Origin of the sequence: Hydrosulfovibrio ferrireducens (genome assembly GCF_046883345.1) — a bacterium.
GTDB lineage: Bacteria > Desulfobacterota > Desulfobulbia > Desulfobulbales > Desulfurivibrionaceae > Thiovibrio > Thiovibrio ferrireducens.
Window position 1 is genome coordinate 128,005 of record NZ_JALKCW010000022.1, and the last position, 23,498, is coordinate 151,502.

22 protein-coding genes are annotated in these 23,498 nt (G+C 58.7%); 14 read left to right on the forward strand and 8 right to left on the reverse strand.

All coding sequences use genetic code 11. The annotated features are described in order from the left end of the window. Positions 1–58 precede the first annotated feature (58 nt). Complete coding sequence (locus tag MWR57_RS10785; RefSeq protein ID WP_423124822.1) at positions 59–835, forward strand: YdcF family protein; 777 nt, start codon at positions 59–61, stop codon at positions 833–835. Positions 836–842: 7 nt separating this feature from the next. On the opposite strand, the gene topA is transcribed toward MWR57_RS10785, so the two are convergent. The 4 genes from topA to dnaG all read right to left on the reverse strand — a co-directional run bounded on the left by topA (position 843) and on the right by dnaG (position 7,936). Next, the gene (gene topA, locus MWR57_RS10790; RefSeq protein ID WP_423124823.1) at positions 843–3,137 is read right to left on the reverse strand and encodes a type I DNA topoisomerase; all 2,295 of its coding nucleotides are present in this window, start codon (positions 3,135–3,137) and stop codon (positions 843–845) included. 56 nt (positions 3,138–3,193) lie between these two features. Beyond that, positions 3,194–4,309 (reverse strand): DNA-processing protein DprA, encoded by a 1,116-nt coding sequence (dprA, locus tag MWR57_RS10795; RefSeq protein ID WP_423124824.1) that lies wholly within the window; start codon positions 4,307–4,309, stop codon positions 3,194–3,196. 162 nt (positions 4,310–4,471) lie between these two features. Beyond that, positions 4,472–6,082 carry an RNA polymerase sigma factor RpoD gene (rpoD, locus tag MWR57_RS10800; RefSeq protein WP_423124825.1) on the reverse strand — a complete coding sequence of 537 codons (1,611 nt, stop codon included), beginning with the start codon at positions 6,080–6,082 and terminating at the stop codon, positions 4,472–4,474. An 87-nt stretch (positions 6,083–6,169) separates the two neighbouring features. Continuing rightward, positions 6,170–7,936, reverse strand: a complete 1,767-nt coding sequence (gene dnaG, locus MWR57_RS10805) for a DNA primase (protein WP_423124826.1) — start codon at positions 7,934–7,936, stop codon at positions 6,170–6,172. 229 nt (positions 7,937–8,165) lie between these two features. Between dnaG and MWR57_RS10810 the strand changes: the two genes are divergently transcribed. From MWR57_RS10810 to yajC, 7 genes are all read left to right on the forward strand, one after another. Beyond that, positions 8,166–10,256 carry a bifunctional aldolase/short-chain dehydrogenase gene (locus tag MWR57_RS10810; RefSeq protein ID WP_423124827.1) on the forward strand — a complete coding sequence of 697 codons (2,091 nt, stop codon included), beginning with the start codon at positions 8,166–8,168 and terminating at the stop codon, positions 10,254–10,256. Positions 10,257–10,347: 91 nt separating this feature from the next. Continuing rightward, positions 10,348–10,950 (forward strand): DUF6657 family protein, encoded by a 603-nt coding sequence (locus MWR57_RS10815; RefSeq protein ID WP_423124828.1) that lies wholly within the window; start codon positions 10,348–10,350, stop codon positions 10,948–10,950. Between the two features lie 32 nt (positions 10,951–10,982). Further along, positions 10,983–11,243 carry a hypothetical protein gene (locus MWR57_RS10820; protein ID WP_423124829.1) on the forward strand — a complete coding sequence of 87 codons (261 nt, stop codon included), beginning with the start codon at positions 10,983–10,985 and terminating at the stop codon, positions 11,241–11,243. Positions 11,244–11,247: 4 nt separating this feature from the next. Continuing rightward, a complete protein-coding gene (locus tag MWR57_RS10825; protein ID WP_423124830.1) occupies positions 11,248–12,348 on the forward strand; it encodes a M24 family metallopeptidase in 1,101 nt (366 codons plus the stop codon). Between the two features lie 161 nt (positions 12,349–12,509). Next, the gene (gene rph / locus MWR57_RS10830) at positions 12,510–13,211 is read left to right on the forward strand and encodes a ribonuclease PH (RefSeq protein ID WP_423124831.1); all 702 of its coding nucleotides are present in this window, start codon (positions 12,510–12,512) and stop codon (positions 13,209–13,211) included. Further along, positions 13,211–14,323, forward strand: coding sequence for a tRNA guanosine(34) transglycosylase Tgt (tgt, locus tag MWR57_RS10835; RefSeq protein ID WP_423124832.1), 1,113 nt, complete (start codon positions 13,211–13,213; stop codon positions 14,321–14,323). Before rph ends, tgt begins: the two co-directional genes overlap by 1 nt. Before the next feature lie 58 nt (positions 14,324–14,381). Beyond that, the gene (gene yajC, locus MWR57_RS10840) at positions 14,382–14,753 is read left to right on the forward strand and encodes a preprotein translocase subunit YajC (protein WP_423124833.1); all 372 of its coding nucleotides are present in this window, start codon (positions 14,382–14,384) and stop codon (positions 14,751–14,753) included. A gap of 104 nt (positions 14,754–14,857) precedes the next feature. Here the strand turns inward: yajC and MWR57_RS10845 are convergent, their stop codons facing one another. Together MWR57_RS10845 and MWR57_RS10850 are read right to left on the reverse strand one after the other, a co-directional pair. Continuing rightward, the gene (locus tag MWR57_RS10845; protein ID WP_423124834.1) at positions 14,858–15,787 is read right to left on the reverse strand and encodes a sodium:calcium antiporter; all 930 of its coding nucleotides are present in this window, start codon (positions 15,785–15,787) and stop codon (positions 14,858–14,860) included. 51 nt (positions 15,788–15,838) lie between these two features. Beyond that, positions 15,839–16,258 (reverse strand): CoA-binding protein, encoded by a 420-nt coding sequence (locus MWR57_RS10850; protein ID WP_423124835.1) that lies wholly within the window; start codon positions 16,256–16,258, stop codon positions 15,839–15,841. A 129-nt stretch (positions 16,259–16,387) separates the two neighbouring features. Between MWR57_RS10850 and MWR57_RS10855 the strand changes: the two genes are divergently transcribed. Both MWR57_RS10855 and MWR57_RS10860 read left to right on the forward strand, forming a co-directional pair. Beyond that, positions 16,388–16,582: a CooT family nickel-binding protein gene (locus MWR57_RS10855; protein ID WP_423124836.1), complete on the forward strand. Its 195-nt coding sequence runs from the start codon at positions 16,388–16,390 to the stop codon at positions 16,580–16,582. Then, positions 16,583–16,843: a DUF8180 domain-containing protein gene (locus MWR57_RS10860; RefSeq protein WP_423124837.1), complete on the forward strand. Its 261-nt coding sequence runs from the start codon at positions 16,583–16,585 to the stop codon at positions 16,841–16,843. A 139-nt stretch (positions 16,844–16,982) separates the two neighbouring features. On the opposite strand, the gene MWR57_RS10865 is transcribed toward MWR57_RS10860, so the two are convergent. Together MWR57_RS10865 and MWR57_RS10870 are read right to left on the reverse strand one after the other, a co-directional pair. Then, positions 16,983–17,480: a hypothetical protein gene (locus MWR57_RS10865; protein WP_423124838.1), complete on the reverse strand. Its 498-nt coding sequence runs from the start codon at positions 17,478–17,480 to the stop codon at positions 16,983–16,985. Further along, entirely contained in the window at positions 17,477–18,121 is a 645-nt protein-coding gene (locus tag MWR57_RS10870; RefSeq protein WP_423124839.1) for an HAD family hydrolase, read from the reverse strand. Before MWR57_RS10870 ends, MWR57_RS10865 begins: the two co-directional genes overlap by 4 nt. Positions 18,122–18,337: 216 nt before the next feature. Between MWR57_RS10870 and nadB the strand changes: the two genes are divergently transcribed. The 4 genes from nadB to MWR57_RS10890 all read left to right on the forward strand — a co-directional run bounded on the left by nadB (position 18,338) and on the right by MWR57_RS10890 (position 23,411). Next, positions 18,338–19,987 carry an L-aspartate oxidase gene (gene nadB / locus MWR57_RS10875; protein ID WP_423124840.1) on the forward strand — a complete coding sequence of 550 codons (1,650 nt, stop codon included), beginning with the start codon at positions 18,338–18,340 and terminating at the stop codon, positions 19,985–19,987. A gap of 263 nt (positions 19,988–20,250) precedes the next feature. Then, entirely contained in the window at positions 20,251–22,377 is a 2,127-nt protein-coding gene (gene nrdD / locus MWR57_RS10880) for an anaerobic ribonucleoside-triphosphate reductase (protein WP_423124841.1), read from the forward strand. Between the two features lie 16 nt (positions 22,378–22,393). Beyond that, entirely contained in the window at positions 22,394–22,714 is a 321-nt protein-coding gene (locus tag MWR57_RS10885; protein ID WP_423124842.1) for a thioredoxin domain-containing protein, read from the forward strand. A 10-nt stretch (positions 22,715–22,724) separates the two neighbouring features. Next, positions 22,725–23,411 carry an anaerobic ribonucleoside-triphosphate reductase activating protein gene (locus tag MWR57_RS10890; protein WP_423124843.1) on the forward strand — a complete coding sequence of 229 codons (687 nt, stop codon included), beginning with the start codon at positions 22,725–22,727 and terminating at the stop codon, positions 23,409–23,411. Positions 23,412–23,498: the final 87 nt, after the last annotated feature.

The window sequence follows — 23,498 nt, forward strand, 5'->3', positions numbered from 1 at the left end:
GTCGTCCATCGGCACCCCTTCGCGGCAACGTTTTTTCTGATGATACATGAGGGTTGCTATGCCTTTTTATACCGCCCAGGATGTGGCCCGGTTTTTTCTCAACCCGCTCTTCCCGGCATTTTTTATCGGCCTGATTCTGTTGCTCAAGAAGGAGCGGACCCGCTTCGGCCTTTTTTTTCTGCTGGTCTATCTCTACGGAGTCAGCATTCCTTATCCTTCACAGGTTGTCATGGCCAGATGGTCGGTGGCGGATACAGTGGACCGGCATAGCAGGTATGATGCCGCCGTGGTGCTGGGAGGGATTGTTGATTACAACTGGTATGTGCTGCATGCGGCGGAGAATGAAGCAGAGATCTTCAAACATGTTTCCGGCTATCAGCAACTGGGGCAGAGTTCCGCGCGGATACTGATGGGGGCTGCGGCGGTAAAAAGTGGCCTGGCCGACACCTTGCTTCTCAGCGATGTGAGCATCAAGGGGGTGAACGAGACCGCAATCCTCCTCGATCTTCTGGGAAGGCAGGGGATTGAACCCGACAAGATCGCGGTCCACGGCAAGGTCTACAACACCCTGGCCGAGGCAAAAAGCGTCAAGGCGTATTGCGATAGCAAGGGTATCAAGCGGATTCTGCTCATTACCTCGGCGAACCATATGCGGAGGGCGGCGGCGCTTTTTCGCAAGCAGGGCTTGAACCCGGATCTGTTGTCAGTTTCCAGGGACAATACTCCCATTACCCGGGAGAGCTTCGTCCCTTCCGACGATGGCCTGGAGGATACCTACGGGATGCTCTATGAGCTTGTCGGCTACACCGCCTACTTGATTCGGGGCAATCTGTAACCTTCCCTTACTCGTCCTCGCCGATCTTCTTTGTATACCCGCAGTCTTTGTTCGGACAATGCAGTTGCAAGCCGCTTTTTTTCGTCTCCCGCTCAAGAAGATACGCAGACCCGCACTGCGGACACGGTTCATTGACCGGTCTGTCCCAGAGGGCGAAAGAGCACTTGGGATATTGGTTGCAACTGTAAAAGATCTTGCCGCGCTTGGATATCTTCTGGATGAGTTCTCCGGTGCACCCTGGTTCCGGGCAAGGAACCCCGGTGGTGGTGGCGCGGATGTTCTTGCAGGCCGGATAGCCGGAGCAGGCCAGGAACTTGCCGTAGCGCCCATTTTTAAAAACCATGGGCTTGCCGCATTTTTCACAGATCTCGCCTGATTCGGCTGGCTGTTCCCGTTCAACGGGCACGATCTTCCCCTCGTCGTTTCTGGTAAAATCCTGGGTGTGTTTACATTCCGGATACTTCTCGCAGGCAAGAAATTCGCCGTTTTTCCCCCACTTGATCACCATTTTCCCGTCACAGAGCGGACAGGGCAGATCGGTGGGGATGGCTGTTTTCTTGATCGATTTCATCTCCTCCTTGGCTGCCTCCAGGGTTTTGCTGAACGGACCGTAAAAATCCTGCAACACCTTGAGCCACTGAGTGTTTCCGGCCTCCACCTCATCGAGCTTTTCCTCCATGGAGGCGGTGAATTCTATGTCCAGAATATCGGGAAAATGGGCGACCAGCAGTTCGTTGACCAGCTTGCCCAGGTCGGTGGGCATGAATTTGCGCTGGACCAGCAGGGCGTATTCCTTCTCCTGGATGGTGGAAAGAATAGAGGCATAGGTGGAGGGGCGGCCCACGCCGTTTTCCTCCAGGGCCTTTACCAGAGTCGCCTCCGTGTAGCGGGGAGGAGGCTGGGTGAAATGCTGTTTCGGCTCTATGCTCAGAAGAGAAACGGTATCGCCTTTTTTCAGATCCGGCAGGGCGGCACTGTCGCCCTCCGCGCCATCCCCGGGAGAAGCGCTTTCATCCACCGCCTCTTCGTACAGGGCCATGAAGCCCTGAAAACGCATGATGGAGCCCACGGTTTTAAAAACAAAGTCGTTGGCCGCCAGCAGGGTGATGGTGGTTTGGTCATACTCGGCCGGAGCCATCTGGCAGGCGAGAAAGCGTTTCCAGATGAGGGAGTAGAGGGCCAGCATGTCTTTTTCCAGAAAGGGCGCGAGTTTTTCCGGGGTGTTGCGCACGTCGGTGGGCCGGATGGCTTCGTGGGCATCCTGGGCGGATTTGCTGGTCTTGAAGATGTTCGGCTTGGCAGGGAGGAACTGTTCCCCAAAGGCCTCGGTGATATACCCCCGGGCCTCCTCCAAGGCCTCGTTGCTGATCCGGGTGGAGTCGGTCCGCATGTAGGTGATCAGGCCGGTGGGGCCTTCGGCGCCCAACTCAATGCCCTCATAGAGGCGCTGGGCCAGGGTCATGGTTTTTTTCGCGGAAAAGCGGAGCTTGCGGTTGGCGTCCATCTGCATGGTGCTGGTGATGAAGGGCGGGCTCGGGTTGCGTTTCTTCTTTTTCTTTTCCAGGCTCTCCACCAGAAAAGAAGCGTCCCGCACCGCGGCGACTATGGCCTGCGCCTCACCGTCGGTGCCGATCTTGTTTTTCTTGAGGTCGATCTTCTTGCCATACGCCTGGTCGAGCTGGGCGATAAAGGGCGGTGGGGTTTTTCCTTCCAGGGTGGTGTGGATGGACCAGTACTCTTCCGAAACAAAGGCCTCGATGGCCTGCTCACGCTCACAGACCATGCGCACCGCCACGGACTGCACCCTTCCCGCGCTCAAGCCCCGGCGGACTTTGTCCCACAAAAGAGGGGATATCTGATAGCCCACCAACCGGTCCAGGATGCGGCGGGTCTGCTGGGCTTCGAAGCGCTGCTGGTTGACCTCGCTTGCCTGGTCGATGGCGGCGAGGATGGCTTTTTTGGTGAGCTCATGGAAGAGAACCCGGTGGATGGGCTTGTGCGTGGCTTGCAGGATTTCGGCGATATGGTGGGCAATGGCCTCCCCCTCGCGGTCAGGGTCAGGGGCCAGGTAAATCTTGTCCGCTTTTTCCGCCGCGTTTTTCAGGTCGCTGATGATTTTTCCCTTGCCCCGGATGGTTACGTATTGGGGGGCGAAATCATTGGCGATGTCAACGCCCAGGGTTGTAACCGGCAGATCGATGATATGGCCCACCGATGCCTTGACGGTAAAGTTTTTGCCGAGATATTTCTGCAAGGTTCGGGCTTTGGCCGGAGATTCAACAATGATAAGCGATTGTGACATGGTGTCCTGTGCGTTTTTGTTAAGGTGGCGCAGATGCGTCCCTTTCTCTAGGGGCCTTATACACTGGACGAATGTGGTTCCGCAAGCCTTTGGTACTGATTGCCCGGTAAAGATGCCACCAGCCCCTGGAGTTCGAGGTGAAGAAGGATCTCGCTTATCCTGTGCGATGGGAGTTGCGCCGCCAGGATAATCTCTTCGATGTTTCGCGGGTACACCTCAAGCAGGGAGAAGACCTTGCCCTCTTCGGGGGGCAGGGGCGGGGCTTGCATCCTTGCTTCCGGAGGGGAGGCAGGAACGGCCAGGGCCAGCTCCGCAAGGATGTCGGCCGCGCTGTGCACAAGCTTGGCCCCTTCCTGGATCAGGCGGTGGCAGCCTTCGCTTTTCGGGGAATCGATCCTGCCGGGAATGGCAAAAACATCCCTGCCTTGCTCCAGCGCCTGGTGCGCGGTGATCAGGGTGCCGGACCGGTGGGCGGCTTCCACCACCACGACGCCCAGCGACAACCCGCTGATAATCCGATTCCGGGCGGGAAAGCGAAACCCTTCCGGCAGGGTTCCCAGGGGGGTCTCGCTGATGAGCGCGCCGTGGGCGGCGATCTGCGCATGGAGCCTCTGGTTTTGGCTGGGATAGACGATGTCCAGGCCGCAGCCCATGACCGCGATGGTCTTGCCCCCTGCCGCCAGCGCTCCCCGGTGGGCGGCGGTGTCTATCCCCAGGGCAAAACCGCTGGTGATGACCAGATCAAGGCGGGCCAGTTCCGTGGCCAGCCGTTCCGCCACCTGCAATCCGTAGGAGGAGGCGGCTCGCGCTCCGACCATGGCGATGCCCGGGTTGCTGAGGAGTTGCGGATTTCCCAACACATGGAGAATCACCGGCGGGTCGTTTATTTCCTTGAGCAGAGGAGGAAAGAGCGGATTGTCCCAGCAAAGCAGGGTGGTCCCTGCTTTTGCCGCCAGACGAAGCTCTTTGTCCGCTGCGGCCTCGGCAACGCTCCTTTGGTCGCACAGCGCGGCAAGGGAGTCTTTGCGCAAAAAACCGCATTCCGCAAGCGCCTGGCGGCTGGCCGCGAGAATCTGCCGGGCGGAGCCGAATCGTTCGACAAGTTTTTTGAGGGTGGTTGGGCCGAGCCCCGGGGTAAAGGCGAGGGTGAGCCACTGGAGTCTGGTGTCCATGTCAGCAAGATCGCAAGGAAGAGAAGGAGAATGTTTACAGTCCTGGTTGCGTCCGAAAATCCAGGAGAGGGTGATCTCAGGGTAAATTAATTGTCAGGTATTGGCACCAAAAAAACAGGACATCCGGCAGGGGAGGTCCTGTTTTTTTGGCGTATACGCCGGCTAATCGTTATAAAAAGCGAAGAGCAGATTGCGCCGGGTGGGGTGTTTGAGCTTTTTCAGCGCCTTGGCTTCGATCTGGCGGATCCGTTCCCGGGTGACGGCGAAGTTGTCGCCGACCTCCTCCAGGGTCAGGTCAACCGAGGTGTCGATGCCGAAGCGCATGCGCAGGACCAGCTCTTCCCGCGGGGAGAGGGTGCGCAGGACGTTGCGGAGATTCTCCCGCAGGCTTTCCATGGCGGTTGCTTCGTCCGGCGAGAGGGAATCCACATCCTCGATGAAATCGGAAAGATAGCTGTCCTCGCTGCTGCCGATGGGGGTATCGAGCGACAGGGGCTCCTTGGCGATCTTCAGGATGTTCTTGACCTTGCTCAGGTCGATATCGAGCCGTTCGGCCATTTCCTCCGGGGTGGGTTCCCTCCCTGTTTCCCGCAGGAAATCCTTGGCGCCCTTGAGGAGGCGGTTGATGGTGTCGATCATGTGCACCGGGATGCGGATGGTGCGGCCCTGATCGGCAATGGCCCGGGTGATGGCCTGTCTGATCCACCAGGTGGCATAGGTGCTGAATTTGTAGCCCCGACGGTACTCGAATTTTTCCACGGCCTTCATCAGGCCGATGTTGCCTTCCTGAATCAGGTCGAGCAGTTGCAGTCCCCGGTTGGCATATTTTTTCGCCACGCTGACCACGAGGCGCAGATTGGCTTGCACCAGGGCGTTTTTTGACTCGCGGCTGGCTTTTTCGCCGGCGGTGATTTCGGCCAGCAAGGCAACCAACGATTCATGGTCGATGCCATGGGTTTTGATGCAGCCCTGCAGAAAGAGGGGGTACCTGACCGTATCTTCCTTGATTTGGGCTGGCGGAGTAAGTTTGACCCCTTGTTTGCGCAGCCGGGCGATGATGGTGGAGAGATGCTTGGCGCTCAAGCGGTCGTGCTCGAAAAGTTTGGCGATCGCCTTGGTGTTGCGTTTGATGCGGATCCTGATCTTCTGGGCTTCGCTCTTGGTTATAGCGGGGTCAAGCAGGTCGAGGCGGAAGGCCGAAAGCTCTTCGTTGAGCCGGTGCGCCTCGCTGATCTGCCAGAGGAAATGCTCCTTTTTCTCTTCATTGACCTGGTTGTTTGTTTCATCCAGGCCGCGCAGGATATCGGCGATGCTCCGTTTCCCGGCCAGCATCTTGTCCGCCACCTCGCGCAGGTATTCAATGGCCAGCGGCGTGGTCAGGAGGGTATCCTGGATCAGTTTTTCCCCGTCTTCGATCTTCTTGGCGATCTCGGTTTCCGCCTCCGAGGAAAGCAGGCCGACGGACCCCATTTCCTGGAGATATGCCTTGACCGGATCCAACTGGTTGCCGGAAAGATCGCGGACCTTGGTGATCAGCCCTTCGCCGGGGCTGTCATCCTCCTGATCCACCGGATGCAGGCTTTCCTCCAAATCGGCCTCGGTGTCCAGGTCCAGATCAAAAATGGCGGTCAGATTATTCGGGCGTTCAACCGACCAGCCGTTTTCCTCTTCCTCCCCACTTTCAAGTAAAACTTCGTCTGCCAGCAGGACGCTTGCCATTTCCTTGGCCGCGGTTATCCCTGGTTGTTTGGTTGCTTTCTCATGCCTCGCCATAGCTTTTTCACCCTCCTAAGTTAATTCGCCCCACCTCTTTAACTTATACAAAAGCTGTCCAAAAGCTGTCGAAAACGGGTACGAGCCCTATGAATGCAGGGCCTCGTCCATCTGAATTTTTTTGCTCATCAGCTCCATCAGGAGCTGTTCATTCTGGGTGTGCTGAGCCTCTTTGATTTGCCGCATGAGCCGTTCCTTTTTTGCCTTCAGGCTGGTAGATGAAAGCCAGTTCAGCATTTCCCGGGCCATCTGCTCACGCATCTCTTCGGCATGCGAGGGCGTGGAGATGAGCAGGCGGGAAATAAAAGCCCGTTCCGGGCCGGTGGCAAGTTCAAGGAGCTGTTCCGGCCCGCCGGCGAGATCCGGCTGCCTCTTGAGCAGATGGAGAATGGCCAGGCCGAACTGGTTCATGATGATCTCCTCGAGGCCGGCCTCCAGAAAGGCGGGCAGATACTCGGGGTAGGCCACCAGGAATTCAAGGAGCTGGCGCTGTTTCATGGGGAGCTGGGCTTCGCCCTTGCCCTGGGCAAGGGGTTTAGCTGCCTGGGTGCCGGTTGACTGGGGGAGAATGACCCCGGCAAGGAGCTGCTGCGGGGTGAGGTCCAGTTTTTTGGCGAAATGCGAGACAAAAAGGGTGCGCTGGAGATGTTGATCGCCGATGGCCTTGATCAACTCCTGCAGTTCCGCCACGATCTTGGCCTTGCCCGCCACGCTCGAGCCGTATTGGGCGACGAGCTTGTCAAAAACAAATTCCGGCAGGGGCATGGCGCTTTTCAGGTGTTTGTGCAACCCCTCCCGGCCAAATTCCCGGACAAAGGTGTCCGGATCATGGGCCTCGGGCAGCACGGCGATTCTGGCCGTGACCTGTTCGCTCAAAAAAAGCGGGACCGAGCGCATGGCGGCTTTGAGTCCGGCCTGGTCTCCGTCAAAAAGCAGGATCACTTCGTCGGTGTAGCCTTTAAGCGAGCGGACATGGGCTTGGGTCAGGGCGGTGCCCAGGGGGGCGACCACATTGCGCACCCCATGCACGGCCAAGGAGAGTAGATCGAAGTTGCCTTCAACCACCAGGCAGTTTTTCGCCTGGCGGATGTATTCGCGATTCTGATAGAGGCCGAAGAGGGTCCGGCTTTTGTCAAAAACCGGGGATTCCGGCGAGTTCATGTACTTGGGCTGGCCATCGTCCAGGATGCGGCCGCCAAAGGCGACGACCCTGCCGGTCAGGCCGACGATGGGAAACATGACCCGGTTGCGGAAGCGGTCATAAAAGCCGGACTTCTCCCGGGGCACGATCAGACCGGCCTCCTTGGCCGCTTCGATGGTGATATTCTGCTTGGGCAGGGTGTTGACGAGAAAATTCCAACTGTCCGGGGCAAAGCCCAGGCGGAATTCCGTGGTGATTTCCTCGGGGATGCCCCGTTTGCCAAGATATTCGCGGGCCTTTTGCGCGGTCGGGTCGGAAAGCAGGAGCTGATGAAAGAGCTCGGCGGCCTTTTCATTGGCGCTCTGCAACGCCTCGCGCTTTTGGGCTTTTTCCAGCTCCTGCGGATTCAGCGGTTTTTCCGGCAGGGGGATCTGGTATTTGCGGGCCAGCTCCTTCAGCGCCTCGACAAAGCTCAGACGGTGAAAGTTCATCATGAAGCTGAAGACGTCGCCCCCCTCGCCGCAACCAAAGCAGTGGTAGGTTTTGCGCTCCGGGTTGACGGTGAAGGATGGTGTTTTTTCGGAATGAAAGGGGCAAAGCCCCTTGAGGTTGGTGCCTGCGCGCTTGAGGGAGACATGCTCGCCGATGATCTCGGCGATGTCCACGGCGTCCTTGATGAGCTGGACGGTATCTTCTCCCTGATTCACAGCCATACCGTCAAAAAGACTCCTCACAGCAAAAGGAAAGGTACACGATCGAAAATAACTGGGGTATGATACAGCCCATCTTTCTGTGTAATCCATCTGAGGGGGGTGTCAAGCAAAAAACGTAGAAAAGTCAACTTTTTAGGTTGTTTTTGGCGTAAAGATTTTATTAAATAATTAAACCGTTGAGAACTTTTCCCGGCGCATGGGCCGGTGTTTTTCAGGAGAATCGTGCTGCATGAAGAACCGTTATGATGAAAAAGAGGCTCAGGCCTTTGTGGGAGCCTATTCCAACTGCCCACGGGAGCTCGCTCTTCGGGTCTATACCTCGCGGCTGCTCGGTGCGGAAGAAGATCTTGTGCTGCATGGCGGGGGGAACACCTCGGTGAAATGCACCATCACCAATCTGGTGGGGGAAGCGCAGGAGATCCTCTATATCAAGGGGAGCGGCTGGGATCTTGGAGTCATCGCGCCCCAGGGTTTTCCCGGCCTTGATCTCGCCTATCTGCGCAAACTGCGGCAGGTCGGGGAGCTCAGCGATGCCGAGATGGTCAACCAGTTCCGCACCCATCTCCTGGATGCCGGTTCGCCCAATCCCTCCATCGAAACCCTGGTGCATGCCTTTCTGCCGCAGCGGTTCATTGATCATACCCATGCCGACGCCATTGTCACCCTGACCAACCGGGAAGAGGCGGAAAAACATCTGCACGCGGCTCTGGGGGACAATATCGGCATTCTGCCCTTCATCATGCCGGGTCTGCCCCTGGCCTTGGCCATGGCCGAACTCCATGAGCGCAACCCCGGAATCGACTGCATCATTCTCAAAAACCATGGCATCTTCACTTTTGGCGAGGATGCGAAAACCGCCTACGACCGCATGATAGAATGTGTGAGCCGGGCCGAGGCGTATCTTGCCAAGCGTGCCGCCGGGGCAACCGCAAGCCCTGTTGTCGATCCGGGGGTGGTGCAACCTTCGGTGGTGCTGCCCATTCTGCGGGGAGGCTTGAGCTTTATCGAGGAGTCGGGCCGTCGTCGCACCATGCAACTGGCGGTCCGGCGGAATCAGGAGATCATCGCCGCCCTGGCCCGGCCGGACGCCAAGGAACTTTTCGTGGGCGGGGTGCTTACCCCGGACCATGTGATCCGCACCAAGAATTACCCCCTCTGGCTTGAGGCGGCTGGTCTGGATGAGGAGGAAACCAAGGCTGCGGTGCAAAGCGGACTTGCTCGATATCAGGAGGAGTATGACCAGTATTTCGCAGCCCAGACGGAAGCGAAACGGGTTGCCCGCACCAAGCTGGATTCCCTGCCGCGGATAGTGCTGGTGCCAGGGTTGGGGGTGGTCGCCGCCGGGTTCACCGGGAAGGATGCCGGGATCGCGGCGGATATCGCCGAGCACACCATCGCGGCCAAGCTGCTGGGCGCACCCCTTGGCCCGTATCGCGAACTCGGGCAGGATGCAATCTTCGACATGGAATACTGGGCCCTGGAGCAGGCCAAGCTGGGCAAGGCAAAGCCAAAGCTCCTTGAAGGCAGAACCGCGCTGGTCACCGGCGGGGGCGGGGCCATAGCCATGGGCATCGGCCGCAAGCTTCTGGAGGCCGGGGCAAGGGTCTTCATGACCGATATCAACCAGGAACGGCTGGAAACCGTCTGTCATAACCTGGCCGACACCTTCGGCAGCCGCATGGTTTCCCCCTTGCTCATGGACGTGACCAGCGAAGAAGCGGTGCAGCTCGGCCTGGAGCAGTTGGTCATGCAATGCGGCGGCTTGGATATTTTGGTACCCAACGCGGGCATCGCCCATGTGGCAAAGCTTGCCGACCTCAGCGAGGCCGCCTTCAGGCAGGTGATGGATGTCAATTGCATGGGGGTGTTTCAGGTGATCAAGGGGGCGATCCCAATTTTTAAGCGCCAGGGGACCGGCGGCAGTATCGTCATCAACAGCTCGAAAAACGTCTTTGCCCCGGGCGCCTCCTTTGGCGCCTACAGCGCTTCCAAGGCCGGGGCGCACCAGTTGGGCAAGATTGCCGCCCTGGAGCTGGCCGAGTTCGGGGTGCGGGTGAATATGATCAATGCCGATGCGATTTTCGATGACGGAGGCGTTTCCTCCGGGCTCTGGGATGTGGTGGGGCCCGAGCGGATGCGCTCCCGCAACCTCGACCCGGAAGGACTCAAGGACTATTATCGCCAGCGCAATCTGTTGAAAACCACGGTGCATGCCGACCATGTCGGCAACGCGGTGGTTTTTTTCGCCAGCGAACAGACCCCCACCACCGGCGCCACCCTGCCGGTGGATGGCGGGATCATGGCCGCCTTCCCGCGCTAAGGTAAAGACAGGGCTGGAAATGGCGTCATCCTTGGTGTATGGTTGCCCAAGGCACACGGAAAAAAATGAAAAATCAAGGAGGCTGTTTTCCATGGCGGAAATAAAGAGCACCATGGATATGGTGATGGAACGGGCGGCGCGGATGAGTGCCGGAGCAGGGGACAGCGATTATCTCGGCGAGGAACGGCTCAAGGAGGGCATGCGTCTCGGCGCCGCCTACATGCGCGGGGAACCGGGGCTGGCAGAAAGGCTTGCCGCTGTGTCGCCGGAGGAATCGGGGGTGGTGCGGAAAGGGGCGGTGCAATCCCTGCTGCGCAATATCTTCCTGGCCCGCGAGCTGGAGAAGCAGACCTTGGCGGACAAAGCCATGCAGGGCCTGATTGAGGTCGGGCAGGGGGATGGCGAGCTGCTCAAAATCCTGGCCGAGATGAAAAAGATTCTTGATGGCTACCGGCAGCATGGCGAGCAGCTCAAGGAACAGCTTGAAGCGCAGTTCACCCAGCAGATGGCCATGATGGAGCAGAATCTGGCCAAGCAGACCGGCATGGCCATGAAGCTGCAACCCTCCCAGCACCCCAAGTTTCAGGAGGAGTGGGCCAGGATTCAAGGCCAGCTCAACGAACAGTACGGCAAGGCCCTGCAGCAACTGAAGGATTTGGTGGAGCGCCATCTGGTTATGGAGGTTGCCCCGTAGCCTGGGGCGACAGTTTCAGGCAAGGAGGGAATATGGAAGCAGAAATCTGGCTCGACGTGGCGGAGGCCGATCCCAAGGATCTGCCCGAGGTTGAAAAAAGGTTCAAGGATTGGTACGCCGCCGGGGCGGAGGCGCGCTACAATAAGCCGTGTTTTGGTTTCCTCACTGTGCTCGATAAGCCGTACCGCTACCAGGTGGATTTCGGGCAGGCCGATCTCACCCAATCCATTCAAGGGTTGCACGGCAAGCTCTATCGGTTCGGGGTCAAGGTTTTTGTCCACTTCATGCATTGAGCCCATGCCGAGGCAGGGAATTCTTGAGCGGATCAGGCGCAGCCTCAAGCGGCGCCAGCTCGACGGTATCCTGGTGACCCAGCCGGAAAACCGCAGGTATCTGAGCGGCTATACGGCCAGGGACCACGCAATCAACGAGAGCGCGGGCGTCCTGCTCATCCCCTGCGAGGGCGAGCCCTATCTGCTCACCGACTCCCGGTTTTACTTGCAGGCGGAGCAGGAGGCGGCGGGTTTCCGGGTCAAGCTCTATCCCCGTGGCTTATTCCCCCTGCTGCACTTGCTGCTCAAGCGGCTGCGCATCAAACGGCTGGCCTTTGAGAGCCATTATTTCCTGCATTCCACCTCCCTGACCCTGGCCAAGCTGGCGGACAGTCTCACGGTGGAGCTGGCGCCGCTCACCGGGTTTGTCGAGGAGTTGCGGCTGGCAAAGGATGCAACGGAGCTGGCCAGGATCGAACGGGCGGTGCTGCTCAACGAAGCGGTGTTTCAGGAGATCTATCCCACCCTGCGGCCGGGCCAGACCGAGAAAGAGGTGGTCCTGGCCATTGAAAATGGGATGCGGCTCAAGGGTGCTGAGCGGCCAAGCTTCGAAACCATCGTCGCTTCCGGCCCCAACGCGGCCCTGCCCCACGCGGTTCCCTCCGACCGGCCTTTGGCAGCGGGAGAAACCATTGTCATCGACATGGGCCTTGTTCTGGACGGCTACTGTTCGGACATGACCCGCACCGTGGTGCTGGGCACCCCGGATGACAAAACAGTGGCGCTTTTTCGCCTGGTGCGCAAGGCGCAACTGGCAGGGCTTAATAGCCTGCGCGCCGGGATCAGCGGCATGGCGGTGGACAAGATCGCCCGCGGGGTGATCGAGCGGGCGGGTTTGGGCGAGCGGTTCGGCCACGGCCTGGGCCACGGGGTGGGCCTCAATGTCCACGAAGGCCCTTCGCTTAACTACCGGAACCGCAAGCCCCTTGGGGCCGGCATGGTGGTCACGGTGGAGCCGGGGGTGTATATTCCGGATTGGGGCGGGATTCGCCTTGAGAACATGGCGGTGATTGAAGAAGAGGGATGTAGGGTGTTGAATCGGGACACCACCTTTCTTGATCTCTAAACAATTCGTAATCTGCTTCAAATCGGTGCTTCGACGGGCTCAGCACGAGCGGAATATCAATCTATTAAGACCCCATCCGTTCGGCCTGAGCCTGTCGAAGGGCTGTTTTTTCGAGACTGTCTAAACAAGCACCTCTTTCATTACTTTTCAGGAAATTCATTATGCGAAACGATCAACGGGCCGCGGATGCGCTGCGGCCGGTCACTATTGAAAAGGGCTTCCAGCCCCAAGCCTATGCCTCGCTGCTCATCACCATGGGCGGCACCCAGGTGTGCTGCGCCATCACCATGGAACCCAGCGTCCCCCCCTTTTTACGGGGCACCGGCCAGGGGTGGATCACGGCGGAGTACGGCATGCTGCCCTGCTCGACCAACAGCCGGATGCAACGGGAGGCGGCCAAGGGCAGATCCGGCCGTACCTATGAGATTCAGCGGCTTCTGGGCCGCTCGCTTCGGACCATGGTTGATCTTGCCTCTCTGGGCGAGGTGACCCTCCGGGTGGACTGTGACGTGCTCAAGGCCGACGGCGGCACCCGCACCGCCTCGATCACCGGCGCGGCCATTGCCCTGCGGGATGCCCTTGACCGCATGTTGCGCGAGGGGGTTCTTGCCGCCCCGGTGGAGATTCTGCCGGTGGCCGCCATCAGCGTGGGCATGGTGGACGGCCAAGCGTTGCTTGATCTCAATTATCTGGAGGATTCCAATGCCGAGGTGGATGCCAACTTTGTCATGACCGGGGATGGCCGTTGGGTGGAGGCCCAAAGTACCGCCGAGGGCAAGCCCTTCAGCCCCGAGGATTTCATCCGCATGGCAGCCCTGGCCCGCAAGGGCATCGATGAGTTGTTCACCCTGTGGGCTCTGTGATGGCTTCCCCTTTTATCCTGCACAGTAAAGCCAGCGATTGCGCGGCCCGGCGCGGCGAGGTGCGCACCCTGCACGGCACGGTGCAGACCCCGGTCTTCATGCCGGTGGGCACCCAGGCCACGGTCAAGGGCGTGACCCCGGAAAACCTCAAAGAGTTGGGCGCCCAGATCATCCTCGGCAACACCTACCATCTCTACATCCGGCCCGGCCACGAGCTGGTTCGCAGCTTCGGCGGCCTGCACACATTCATGCACTGGGACCGGCCGATCCTTACCGACAGCGGCGGCTTCCAGATCTTCAGCCTCAAGGATCTCACCAAGATCACCGAGGAGGGCGCCCGGTTCAAGTCGCATCTCGACGGCAGCAATCTCTTCTTGAGCCCCGAGGATGCCGTGGCTGTGCAGGAGGCGCTGGGCAGCGACATCATGATGTGCCTGGACACCTGCATCCCCTACCCGGCCACCCGCGAAGAGGCCATTGCTTCCACCGACCTCACCTCCCGCTGGGCCAAACGTTCCCGCGCCGCCCATAAAGAGCGGGGGCAGCTCCTGTTCGGCATCATCCAGGGCGGCATGTATCCCGATTTGAGAGCCAAGGCGGTGGAGGAGCTGGTCGAAATCGGCTTTGACGGCTATGCCCTGGGGGGGTTGAGCGTGGGCGAACCCGCCGAACTGATGATGGAGATCACCGAACAGATCGCCGCCCTGATGCCTGCCGATTATCCCCGCTACCTCATGGGCGTTGGTACCCCGGAAAATCTGGTGGAGGCGGTGTATCGCGGCATCGACATGTTCGACTGCGTCATGCCCACGCGAAACGCCAGAAACGGAATGCTCTTTACTTCAAGCGGCAGGCTTGTTATAAAAAACGCTCGCCATCAGGATGACCATCGGCCCGTGGATGAGGAGTGCGACTGTTACACCTGCCGCAATTATTCCCGCGCCTATCTGCGGCATCTGTTCATGGCCAGGGAGATTCTTTCCTCGCAGTTGAACACCATCCACAACCTGCATTACTATGTGGGGCTCATGGCCCGGATTCGCAAGGCCATTGAAGAAGATCGTTTCAGCCAGTTCCGCCGGGATTTTTATGCCAAGCGGATGGCAGAGTAATAAGGGCGCAGGCGGATTAGGGCCTGTCGGGAAAATTTAAACTGAATCGGAGGGGTTTATGGTTGATGTAGCGTATGCCGCGGATGCCGCGGCTGGTGCAGGTGGACCGGGAGGCTTGATGAGTTTTCTGCCGCTGGTGTTGATCTTTGTAGTGTTCTATTTTCTCCTGATTCGGCCGCAGCAGAAAAAGGCCAAGGAGCACCAGGAATTCATCGCCAACCTGAAGAAGGGCGACGAGGTTCTCACCAGCGGCGGCCTTCAGGGCAAGATCACCGGGTTGACCGACCGGGTGGCGACCCTTGAGATTGCCGAGAATGTGCGGGTGAAGATCGCCCGCCCCTATATCCTGGGCTCGGTTGCGGGCGCGGAAGGCGGGGATGGAAAAGAGGGTGCGGCCTGCGCCATCGGCGGTGGCGGCAAAGGGTGTTGAGGCTGAGTGAGCCCTTCACCGGGAGTGAAGCGAAATGACGATGTTGGCCTGCCTGGGTTTTCCAGGCAGGCCTTTTTTTGTGCGGGCTGGCAAAGGAATGCCCTTTAGGCGACCCCGAGTTGAAAAAGCGCCGCGAGATAGGCCACATAGAGCGCCAGAAGCAAGATACCCCTTCTTCGTTCAATGAAGCCTGAGCGCGGAGGATACGTACACGCCAAGGCCACGAGACCAAACACCAACGCAATGGCGATCTCGCGCCAGGCAACGGTTATGGGATGGATAATGGCCGCGACGGCGATGATGAAAATGCCGTTGAAGATATTGCTGCCAAGAATTGTTCCCAGGCCGACTTCGTCGTGTCCGCGCAGCTTGGCGATTATTGTTGTCGCGAGCTCGGGCACGGAGGTGCCAATCGCCACAATGGTTGCCCCGATAATGAATTCACCGACGCCAAAGGCAAGGGCGAGGCCCCTTGCTCCCTTCACAATGAAATTTCCGGCTGCGACAAGAAGGGCAAGGCCGGCGACGCACGAAAGAACAACCAGCCATACTCGATGTTCGCCAAGAATTTTATCCGCAGCGCTTCGTTGCTTTCGTGCTTCGATGATCGTCGCCACAAGCCAGGCGCAAAACATGCCCAACATCAGCAAGCCGTCGATCCGGGACAGCTCGCCATCCAGAAACAGAACCCCTGTGATTATGGGAATCAGCACCCCCACGGGAAAATCCCGTTTTACGCTGTCGCGAGGACTTTGGATTCCGGAAATCAGCAAGGCAAGACCGAGAATCAGGGCAACATTGACAACATTACTGCCAAGGGCGTCGCCGAGAGAGATTTTGGGATTTCCCGCCAGAGCCGAATTTATGGCGACTGACAATTCCGGGCTGGAGGTGGCGAAAGCGGCAACGGTTGCGCCGATAATGCCCGGCCTAACCCTGGCCCAGTGAGCCAGGCCCACCGCGCCGCGAACAAAAAGCTCGCCGCCGAGGCCGGCGCAGACAACACCCAAAAGCAAAAGAGTATAATCGTTCATTGCAACCCCAGTTGATTCAGCAATCCGACAATGAAAAAATGAGGGGCAGCCTCATCCCCGCTCATGGCCAAGGCCATGATGCACCGTCTTGAGGCAGCGGTCCATTACCACCAACACCCCTGCCGCCCGCGCGGTCCTGGCCGCCTCGGCGTGGATTACCCCTTCCTGCATCCAGATTGCCTTGGCGCCGATGGCAATGGACTCGGCCACGATGGGGGGCACATCCTCGGAGCGGCGGAAGATATCGACAATATCCACCGGAACGGGAATTGAGCCAAGATCGGGGTAGCAGTCCAGGCCGAGGATTTCTTCCTGGCCAGGATTGACCGGAATCACGGTGTAGCCCGCCTCGATCAGGTAGCGGGCCACCATGTTGCTGGGGCGTGTTTCCTTGGGAGAGAGGCCGACCACCGCGATGGTTCTGGCTGTGGCCAGCAGTTTTTTTATGGCCGGGAGATCGTCAAGGAGCATGCGGGTATCTCGTGCTAAGGTTGTAGGTCCTGCAAATCTGCATGATAAAGCCGGGAAAAGGTATTATATTGTTTTTTTGCAGGCGTCACAGTTAAAAAAAATAAAAGAAAGAGGCAGGGTATGTGTCAGATGCGCGTTGTTCTTGTGCAGGATGGCAATGAGGCGGTGGTGGCGGAAAGCGCTTCGCAGCTTGAGGTTGGTGAGGACGGCATCCGGATCAGCACCCTGTTTGAGGAGCCGCAATTCATCCCTGGCGCCGTAGTCCGGGCCATTGATTTTTTAAACGGTCGGGTAACCGTGATGCAAAAAGGAGAAAAGGCCTAGATGGACCAGAAAACCACGATGGAAAAGCTGCAGATTCTTCTGCCCCACTGGATTGAGCATAACCACAACCATGAGGCCGAGTTCAAGAAATGGGTGGAGTTGGTGCGCAGCGAGGGGCATGCGGGGCTGGCGGATCTTCTGGCTAAGGCCGTGGCCAGCATGGCTGAGACCGATACCATTTTGAAAAAGGTGCTGGCGGAGATCGGCGGCCCAGGAGAAGGCCATCACCACGGGCATCATCACCATCAGCATTACGATTGATTTTTCCCCCTCCCTCGACGGGAGGGGGCAGGGGGAGGGTGAAGTTGCAGCCTGCCGCGCTCGCTATTCCCCCTCTCCCTAACCCTCCCCCGCCAGGGGGGAGGGGACTTTGCAGCGCTTCGTAAGACTTGATTGAGCGTCATTTCTCAAAGGAGCGTAATCCCGCAATGGTGTGGTGCGTTGGCGACTCCAATGTGGCCACCACCGTGACCAGCCAGAACTCTTCCGGGCTTGCCTCGATCTGCTTGCGCAGGCTTTCCCCCAGCCAGTGGGAATCTTCGGGCAAACTGTAGAACTGGCTGTCGATGCCGAAAAAGCCGTCGAGCAGATGGGCCATGGTGTGGAAGATCTTGCTTTGAAACCCCTGCGGCATGGCCAGCAGGTCGCTGAACTCCTTGGTGCCTGCGGCCCGTAATTCCCTAAGCAATTGTGTCAGCACCCGGTGGTTGTCGGCCAGGCCCTGTTCAAGCCAGGGCCAGAAGCGCGGGTCCGTTGCTGAGCAGGACTGGTCCGCCACAACCCGCACCGCATCGTAGTGCACCAGGGTGGTGCGGTCGAGGAAGCGCAGGACATGGCCGGAGCTTTTTTCAAGGTCCGGCTCCATGGCCAGGATTGTGTGGGTCACTTCAAGTTTCATTTCCCCCCTTTTCCAACTTCGGCCAGGATCGGCAGCCGGGTGATTTCCATGAAGCTGCTCACATGGTATTCCGCGGGCAGGGCCGGGTTTTTGAAGGCGATGAGCCGCATGCCCAGGGCGGCGGTGTGCTCCCGATCCACTTGGGAGTCGCCGATGTACACCGCCTCGTCCACCTGATAGCCGAAATGGGTAAGGATCTGGTGCAGCGCTTCCGGATGCGGCTTAGGGTGGGCCACGTCAAAGGCGGTGACCACCTTGTCGAAGAGGTCGTCCAGGCGAAACATCTCGAGCACCGAGCGCATGGTGGAGGTGCGGTTGGTGCTGATCGCGGTTTTGTACCCGGGCCGGAGGAAATCGAGAAACTCCGGAAGATCCGGCTCCATGATCATGTGCTGCAGAAAGGGAGTGTAGTCAAGCCCCTTGCGAAAGGTTTCCGCCGCGTCCAAGTCATTGGGATATTTGCGAAAGATGTGGCGAACCGAATCCATGACATGGTGCATGTGCACATACTCGAGCTCTTCCGCATCCATGGACGGGTGGCCGAATTTTTCCAGCATATGATTATAGTACACCCTGTTGGCGTTTTTGGAGTCGAACATCACGCCGTCACAGTCAAAGATCACCAGTTTCAAAGCAGCCATTGCGAAGAATCCTTGTCATCTTGCCGGCTCCGCGCTATGTAAATCCTTTACCGAAAAAGGCAGCGTTCGAACGAAGCAAGGGGTATGGAAAGCAATTGATGGAGATGGTTGCGGCTGCCTCCTCTTTACTGAACATTGCCTGGTGCTGTCAAGCTGTTAACCTGGAATCGCCACTGCCCAACGTCCTTGATTCCATATGATCGCAAGGGGATTGCCATGAAATACAGTACCGATTTTCTCGTGATTGGCAGCGGCATCTCCGGGCTTTCCTTTGCCATCAAGGCGGCGCGCTTAGGATCGGTGACCATTATCACCAAGAAGGCCAAGGTGGATACCGCCACCAATCTGGCCCAGGGCGGGATCGCCGCGGTGCTCTCGCCGGAGGACTCTTTTGCCCTGCACATTGAGGACACCCTCCGTTCCGGAGCCGGGCTGTGCCACGAGGATATCGTCAGGCTGGTGGTGGAGACCGGCCCGGCCCGGATTGAGGAGCTTATCCGCCTCGGGGTCCAGTTTCAGAGCGAGGCTGGCGATCCCAGCCATCTCGACCTGGGCAAGGAGGGCGGCCATTCGGCCCGTCGCATCGCCCATGCCATGGATCTCACCGGCCGCAAGATCGAAGAGGGGCTTTTGGCCCAGGTGGCGGCCAACCCCAGGATCACGGTGCTGGAAAACCATCTGGCTGTGGATCTCTTGGTCAGCTCCAAGACCGGCACCCCGTACCAACCCCACGACAGCTTCAGCGACCAGTGCCTTGGGGCTTACGTTTTTGACCGGGAGACCGGCCGGATCGATACCTACCAGGCCAAGGTGACGGTGCTCTGCACCGGCGGCACCGGCAAGGTCTACCTCTACACCACCAACCCGGATATCGCCACCGGGGACGGCATTGCCATGGCCTACCGGGCCGGGGGCAGGGTCGGGAACCTGGAGTTTGTCCAGTTCCACCCCACCTGCCTCTATCACCCCCAGGTGAAGAACTTCCTGATCTCCGAGGCGGTGCGCGGCGAGGGCGGTCGGCTCATCGACCAGCGCGGCCACGCTTTCATGCACAAGTATGATGCCCGGGGGGATTTGGCCACCCGCGACACCGTGGCCAGGGCCATTGACAGCGAGATGAAGGCGAGCGGCGATGATTGCGTCTATCTGGACATCACCCACCAGCCCGCGGAGTTTCTCAAAAACAGGTTTCCGACCATTTACCAGAAATGCCTTTCCCTGGGGATCGACATGACTAAGGTGCCCATTCCGGTGGTGCCCGCGGCCCACTACATGTGCGGCGGGGTGGTCACGGACCAGTGGGGCAGGACCAACATCGAGGGGCTGTTTGCCTTTGGGGAAACCGCCTGCACCGGGTTGCACGGCGGCAACCGGCTGGCCAGTAATTCGTTGCTTGAGGCGGTGGTTTTTGCCCATCAGGCCTATTTGGAGTGCGAACGGGAATGGCCCGGGCTGCGCGAGGCTGCGCTGCCCGAGGTGGCGGAGTGGTCCGCCGGTACGGCCCAGCGCATCGAGGAGAATGTTTTGGTCAGCCATAACTGGGACCAGATTCGCCGGCTGATGTGGAACTATGTCGGCATTGTCCGCACCGAGAAGCGGCTTGCCTTGGTGCAGGAACGGCTTCGGGTTATCGTGGGCGAGGTGAACCAGCATTACCATGATTATATCCTGACCCCGGACCTCATTGAACTGCGCAACATCGCCCAGGTTGCCGAACTTATCGTGCGTTGCGCCTGCATCCGCAAGGAGTCCCGCGGCCTTCACTATCTGGTGGATTTCCCCCAGCCCGACGATGCGCACTGGAAAAAGGACACCATCATCCAGAGGCAGGAGGGGGAGCCTGGCCTGTCTGCCTGTTCCAAGTAGCCGGATAGGCGTCGTAACTCATCCATCCGCAGCATAAAATCCTTTAAAACGTAAGTTTTTCGTTAAGCGCTTTCCCTTCGCATTCCCTTGATTTTTCGCGCAAAAAGCCCCATCAGTTTTTCTTCTTTTTCGGTTCATTTTTACTTGCATATATACTACCTGTAGTGCGATAATGTTTTTCGAAACACTACCTGTCGTGTTTTAAAGGAAGACAGGGGGGGAAGATTTTAACTAATTTCTTAATCACCAAGAGGAGCAAGGGTATGGGAGTTGTGATGCCACTCAATGCCGAGACCGCCCAGGCCAAAATACAACGGGTAGTGAACGAGGACAGCACCGATATTGCCCTCTTTGTCCGTTCCTCCCAGGATGACATGCTCGGCTGGAACCGGCAGCGCATCGTCGATGCCCTGTTGCGCGAAACATTCATTGACCGTGACACCGCCGAGAAGATCAGTAAGGATATCGAGCTGACCATCCAGGCCGGCAAGGTGAAAACCATCACCGGTCCGCTGATCCGTGAAATGGTCAACGCCAAGCTCCTGGAGATGGGGCTGGAGGAGGCGCGGCGCATGCATACCCGCCTCGGGGTGCCGCTTTATGACGTGGACCAACTGCTGGTCCAGCACAACAAGGAAAACGCCAATGTGCCCCACGGCCCGGAGGCCACCAACCTCACCCTGGCCGAGGGGATCAAGAAGGAGTACGCCCTGCTCCATGTTTTTACCCCGGATGTGGCGGACGCCCACTTGAGCGGCGACCTGCATCTGCACGACCTGGGCTTTATCGACCGGCCGTATTGTTCCGGCCAGTCGCTGGAATACATTAAGAAATTCGGCCTCAATCTGCCCCACGCCCTGTCCATGGCCAAGCCGGCCAAGCATGCCGAGGTGCTCCTCGCCCACATGGTCAAGTTTGCCGCCTCCCTGCAGAGTCATTTTGCCGGGGCCATCGGCTGGGACGCGATCAATCTCTTCTACGCCCCCTATCTGGAAGAGCTGGATGACAACGGGGTCAAGCAACTGGCCCAGATGATGATCTACGAATTTTCCCAGCAGGCCGTGGCCCGAGGCGGGCAGGCGATCTTTTCCGACGTCAACATCTACTGGGAGGTGCCCAAGCATTTCGAGGACGTGCCTGCCATCGGACCGGGCGGCGAGTACACCGGCAAGACCTACCGCGAGTACGAAAAGCAGGCGCAGCGTTTTGCCTGGGCGCTGTTCGAGGTCTATAAAGAGGGCGATGCCGCGGGCCGGCCCTTTTTCTTCCCCAAGCCGCTGGTGCACATCACCGAGAAGTTCTTCAAAACCGACGGCCACATGGACTTTTTGCACCATATCTGCGAGGTGGCCTCGGTCAAGGGCAACACCTACTTCGTCTTCGACCGCGGCGACACGGCAAAAATCTCAGAATGCTGCCGTTTGAGCTTCAAGCTGGAGGCCTCGGATATCGAAGACGCCAAAAAGCCCTGGAAGATGCGCTATTCGGCCCTGCAGAACATCACCATCAACCTGCCGCGCCTCGCCTTCAAGGCCCAGGGCGATGATACCAAGCTTTTTCAGTTGCTCACCGAAAAACTCCAGCTTGCGGCCAAGGCCCACAGCCAGAAGAAGAAGTTCATCGAACGCTTGATGAGCCTGGGCAAGGGCGGGCCGCTCTCCCTGCTGGCCATGGACCTTGACGGCGAGCCGTACCTCAAGCTGCACAAGTGCTCCTTTTTGATCGGCATGGTGGGGCTCAACGAGCTGATCCGGGTGCATCTTGGCCAGGAACTGCACGACTCCGACGCCTCCATCAAGTTCGGCCTCAAGGTTATTGCCCATATGAACATCGTCTGCAACAAGCTGGCCGAGTCCATGGGCATGAAGTTCGTCCTGGAGCAGACCCCGGCCGAGAGTACCGCCTTCCGCTTTGCCAAGCTGGACCTTGCCCATTTCAACGAAGCCGCGGAAAAGGTTGTCCAGGGCAATAGGGAAAAGGGAGAGGTCTACTACAGCAACTCCACCCTGTTCAACGTGGGCGCCACCATGAGCCCCATCGCCCGGGTGGAGAAGGAAGGGCTGTTCCATCCGCTCATCGAGGCGGGCTCCATCACCCATATCTGGTTGGGCGAGGCCCAGCCGGACAAGGAGGCCCTGGCCAGCTTCGTGATCAATGTCTTCAAGTACACCCAGAACGACCAGATCGCCTTTTCTCCGGAGTTCACCGCCTGCCTTGCCTGCGGCAAGACGAGCAGGGGGTTGAGCGAGACCTGCCCTTACTGCGAGTCGAAAGAGGTGGACGGGATCACCCGGATCACCGGGTATTTCACCAAGATTTCGAGCTGGAACAAGGGCAAGCTCGGCGAACTGCACGACCGCTACCGGAACATTGACCGTTTTAATAATTAAATGGGGGGAGAACCTTATGACACTGTTTACCAAGGATGATTGCGTGCTCTGCGAGCAGTTGAAAAAGCAATTTGATCTCTCCGCCATGGAAGTGCAGGTGGAGGTGCTGGGCAACAACGACGCCGGCGCTCTGGCCCACCTTGCCTGGCACGGGCTGGTGGAACGGGCGCGGAAGGCGCTGCCCATTCTGGTGCTGGACGATTCTTCCGCCCTGCATGAGTTTGGCCATATCGAAAGCCACCTGCTGGACCGCGCCGCCCGCTATGGCTGCGGCGTTGCGGTTCGGCATGCTGGTAAACAGGCAGGCTGCGAATCCGGCAGTTGCGCCTTGCAGTAGCAGGACCGTTGTGAGTGCTGGTATACCGCCGATAAAGGGATTCCTCGAAACCTCATTTATCGATTGGCCGGGCAAACTGTGCGCCATCCTCTTTGTGGGCGGCTGCAACTTCCGCTGCCCATTCTGCCACAATCACCCGCTGGTCCTCGCCCCGGAAGGTATGGAAACCATCCCTTTCGCGGAGATCATGAGCCGCCTTGCCGCCCGAAAGAATTGGCTGGCGGGGATCTGCATCTCCGGGGGCGAGCCGACCCTGTCCCCAGGTCTTCCTCAAATGATCGCCCGGTTCAAGGCAGAGGGCTGGGCGATCAAGCTCGACACCAACGGCACCAGGCCGGAGGTGCTGGCCCAGCTCCTTGGCGATAATCTTCTCGACATGGTGGCCATGGATGTCAAGACGGTGCTGGAGCAGGAGAAGTATGCGCGCTGTGCCGGCGGCGCGGTGGACCTGGGCGCGATCCGGGAAAGCATCGATTTGTTGAGGGAGAGCGGTATCCCCCATGAGTTCCGCATGACCATCGCCCCCAGCCTGCACACCGAGGAAGACATCGTTGCCTGGACGCAGCAGTTTGACCGCTCCCGCTCCCGCCTCACCCTGCAGAATTTCAATCCCAGGACCACCTTGGACGTCAGGTATGAAAAAGAGCCGGGTTTTGCCCCGGAAATATTTTCCCGCCTTTCCGCTCTGATCGCCTGAGGGGGTATGGGGGGATCGATGAAAAGCAGTATCAAATCAGCGGTTTTTGCGCGGCGTTTGCAGGGGAGAAAAAAATAAAACCCTCTG

Coding starts and splice junctions, on each gene's coding strand:
- MWR57_RS10785 (WP_423124822.1), top strand. CDS start 59: ATGCCTTTTTATACCGCCCAGGATGTGGCCCGGTTTTTTCTCAACCCG.
- topA (WP_423124823.1), bottom strand. CDS start 3,137: ATGTCACAATCGCTTATCATTGTTGAATCTCCGGCCAAAGCCCGAACC.
- dprA (WP_423124824.1), bottom strand. CDS start 4,309: ATGGACACCAGACTCCAGTGGCTCACCCTCGCCTTTACCCCGGGGCTC.
- rpoD (WP_423124825.1), bottom strand. CDS start 6,082: ATGGCGAGGCATGAGAAAGCAACCAAACAACCAGGGATAACCGCGGCC.
- dnaG (WP_423124826.1), bottom strand. CDS start 7,936: ATGGCTGTGAATCAGGGAGAAGATACCGTCCAGCTCATCAAGGACGCC.
- MWR57_RS10810 (WP_423124827.1), top strand. CDS start 8,166: ATGAAGAACCGTTATGATGAAAAAGAGGCTCAGGCCTTTGTGGGAGCC.
- MWR57_RS10815 (WP_423124828.1), top strand. CDS start 10,348: ATGGCGGAAATAAAGAGCACCATGGATATGGTGATGGAACGGGCGGCG.
- MWR57_RS10820 (WP_423124829.1), top strand. CDS start 10,983: ATGGAAGCAGAAATCTGGCTCGACGTGGCGGAGGCCGATCCCAAGGAT.
- MWR57_RS10825 (WP_423124830.1), top strand. CDS start 11,248: ATGCCGAGGCAGGGAATTCTTGAGCGGATCAGGCGCAGCCTCAAGCGG.
- rph (WP_423124831.1), top strand. CDS start 12,510: ATGCGAAACGATCAACGGGCCGCGGATGCGCTGCGGCCGGTCACTATT.
- tgt (WP_423124832.1), top strand. CDS start 13,211: ATGGCTTCCCCTTTTATCCTGCACAGTAAAGCCAGCGATTGCGCGGCC.
- yajC (WP_423124833.1), top strand. CDS start 14,382: ATGGTTGATGTAGCGTATGCCGCGGATGCCGCGGCTGGTGCAGGTGGA.
- MWR57_RS10845 (WP_423124834.1), bottom strand. CDS start 15,787: ATGAACGATTATACTCTTTTGCTTTTGGGTGTTGTCTGCGCCGGCCTC.
- MWR57_RS10850 (WP_423124835.1), bottom strand. CDS start 16,258: ATGCTCCTTGACGATCTCCCGGCCATAAAAAAACTGCTGGCCACAGCC.
- MWR57_RS10855 (WP_423124836.1), top strand. CDS start 16,388: ATGCGCGTTGTTCTTGTGCAGGATGGCAATGAGGCGGTGGTGGCGGAA.
- MWR57_RS10860 (WP_423124837.1), top strand. CDS start 16,583: ATGGACCAGAAAACCACGATGGAAAAGCTGCAGATTCTTCTGCCCCAC.
- MWR57_RS10865 (WP_423124838.1), bottom strand. CDS start 17,480: ATGAAACTTGAAGTGACCCACACAATCCTGGCCATGGAGCCGGACCTT.
- MWR57_RS10870 (WP_423124839.1), bottom strand. CDS start 18,121: ATGGCTGCTTTGAAACTGGTGATCTTTGACTGTGACGGCGTGATGTTC.
- nadB (WP_423124840.1), top strand. CDS start 18,338: ATGAAATACAGTACCGATTTTCTCGTGATTGGCAGCGGCATCTCCGGG.
- nrdD (WP_423124841.1), top strand. CDS start 20,251: ATGGGAGTTGTGATGCCACTCAATGCCGAGACCGCCCAGGCCAAAATA.
- MWR57_RS10885 (WP_423124842.1), top strand. CDS start 22,394: ATGACACTGTTTACCAAGGATGATTGCGTGCTCTGCGAGCAGTTGAAA.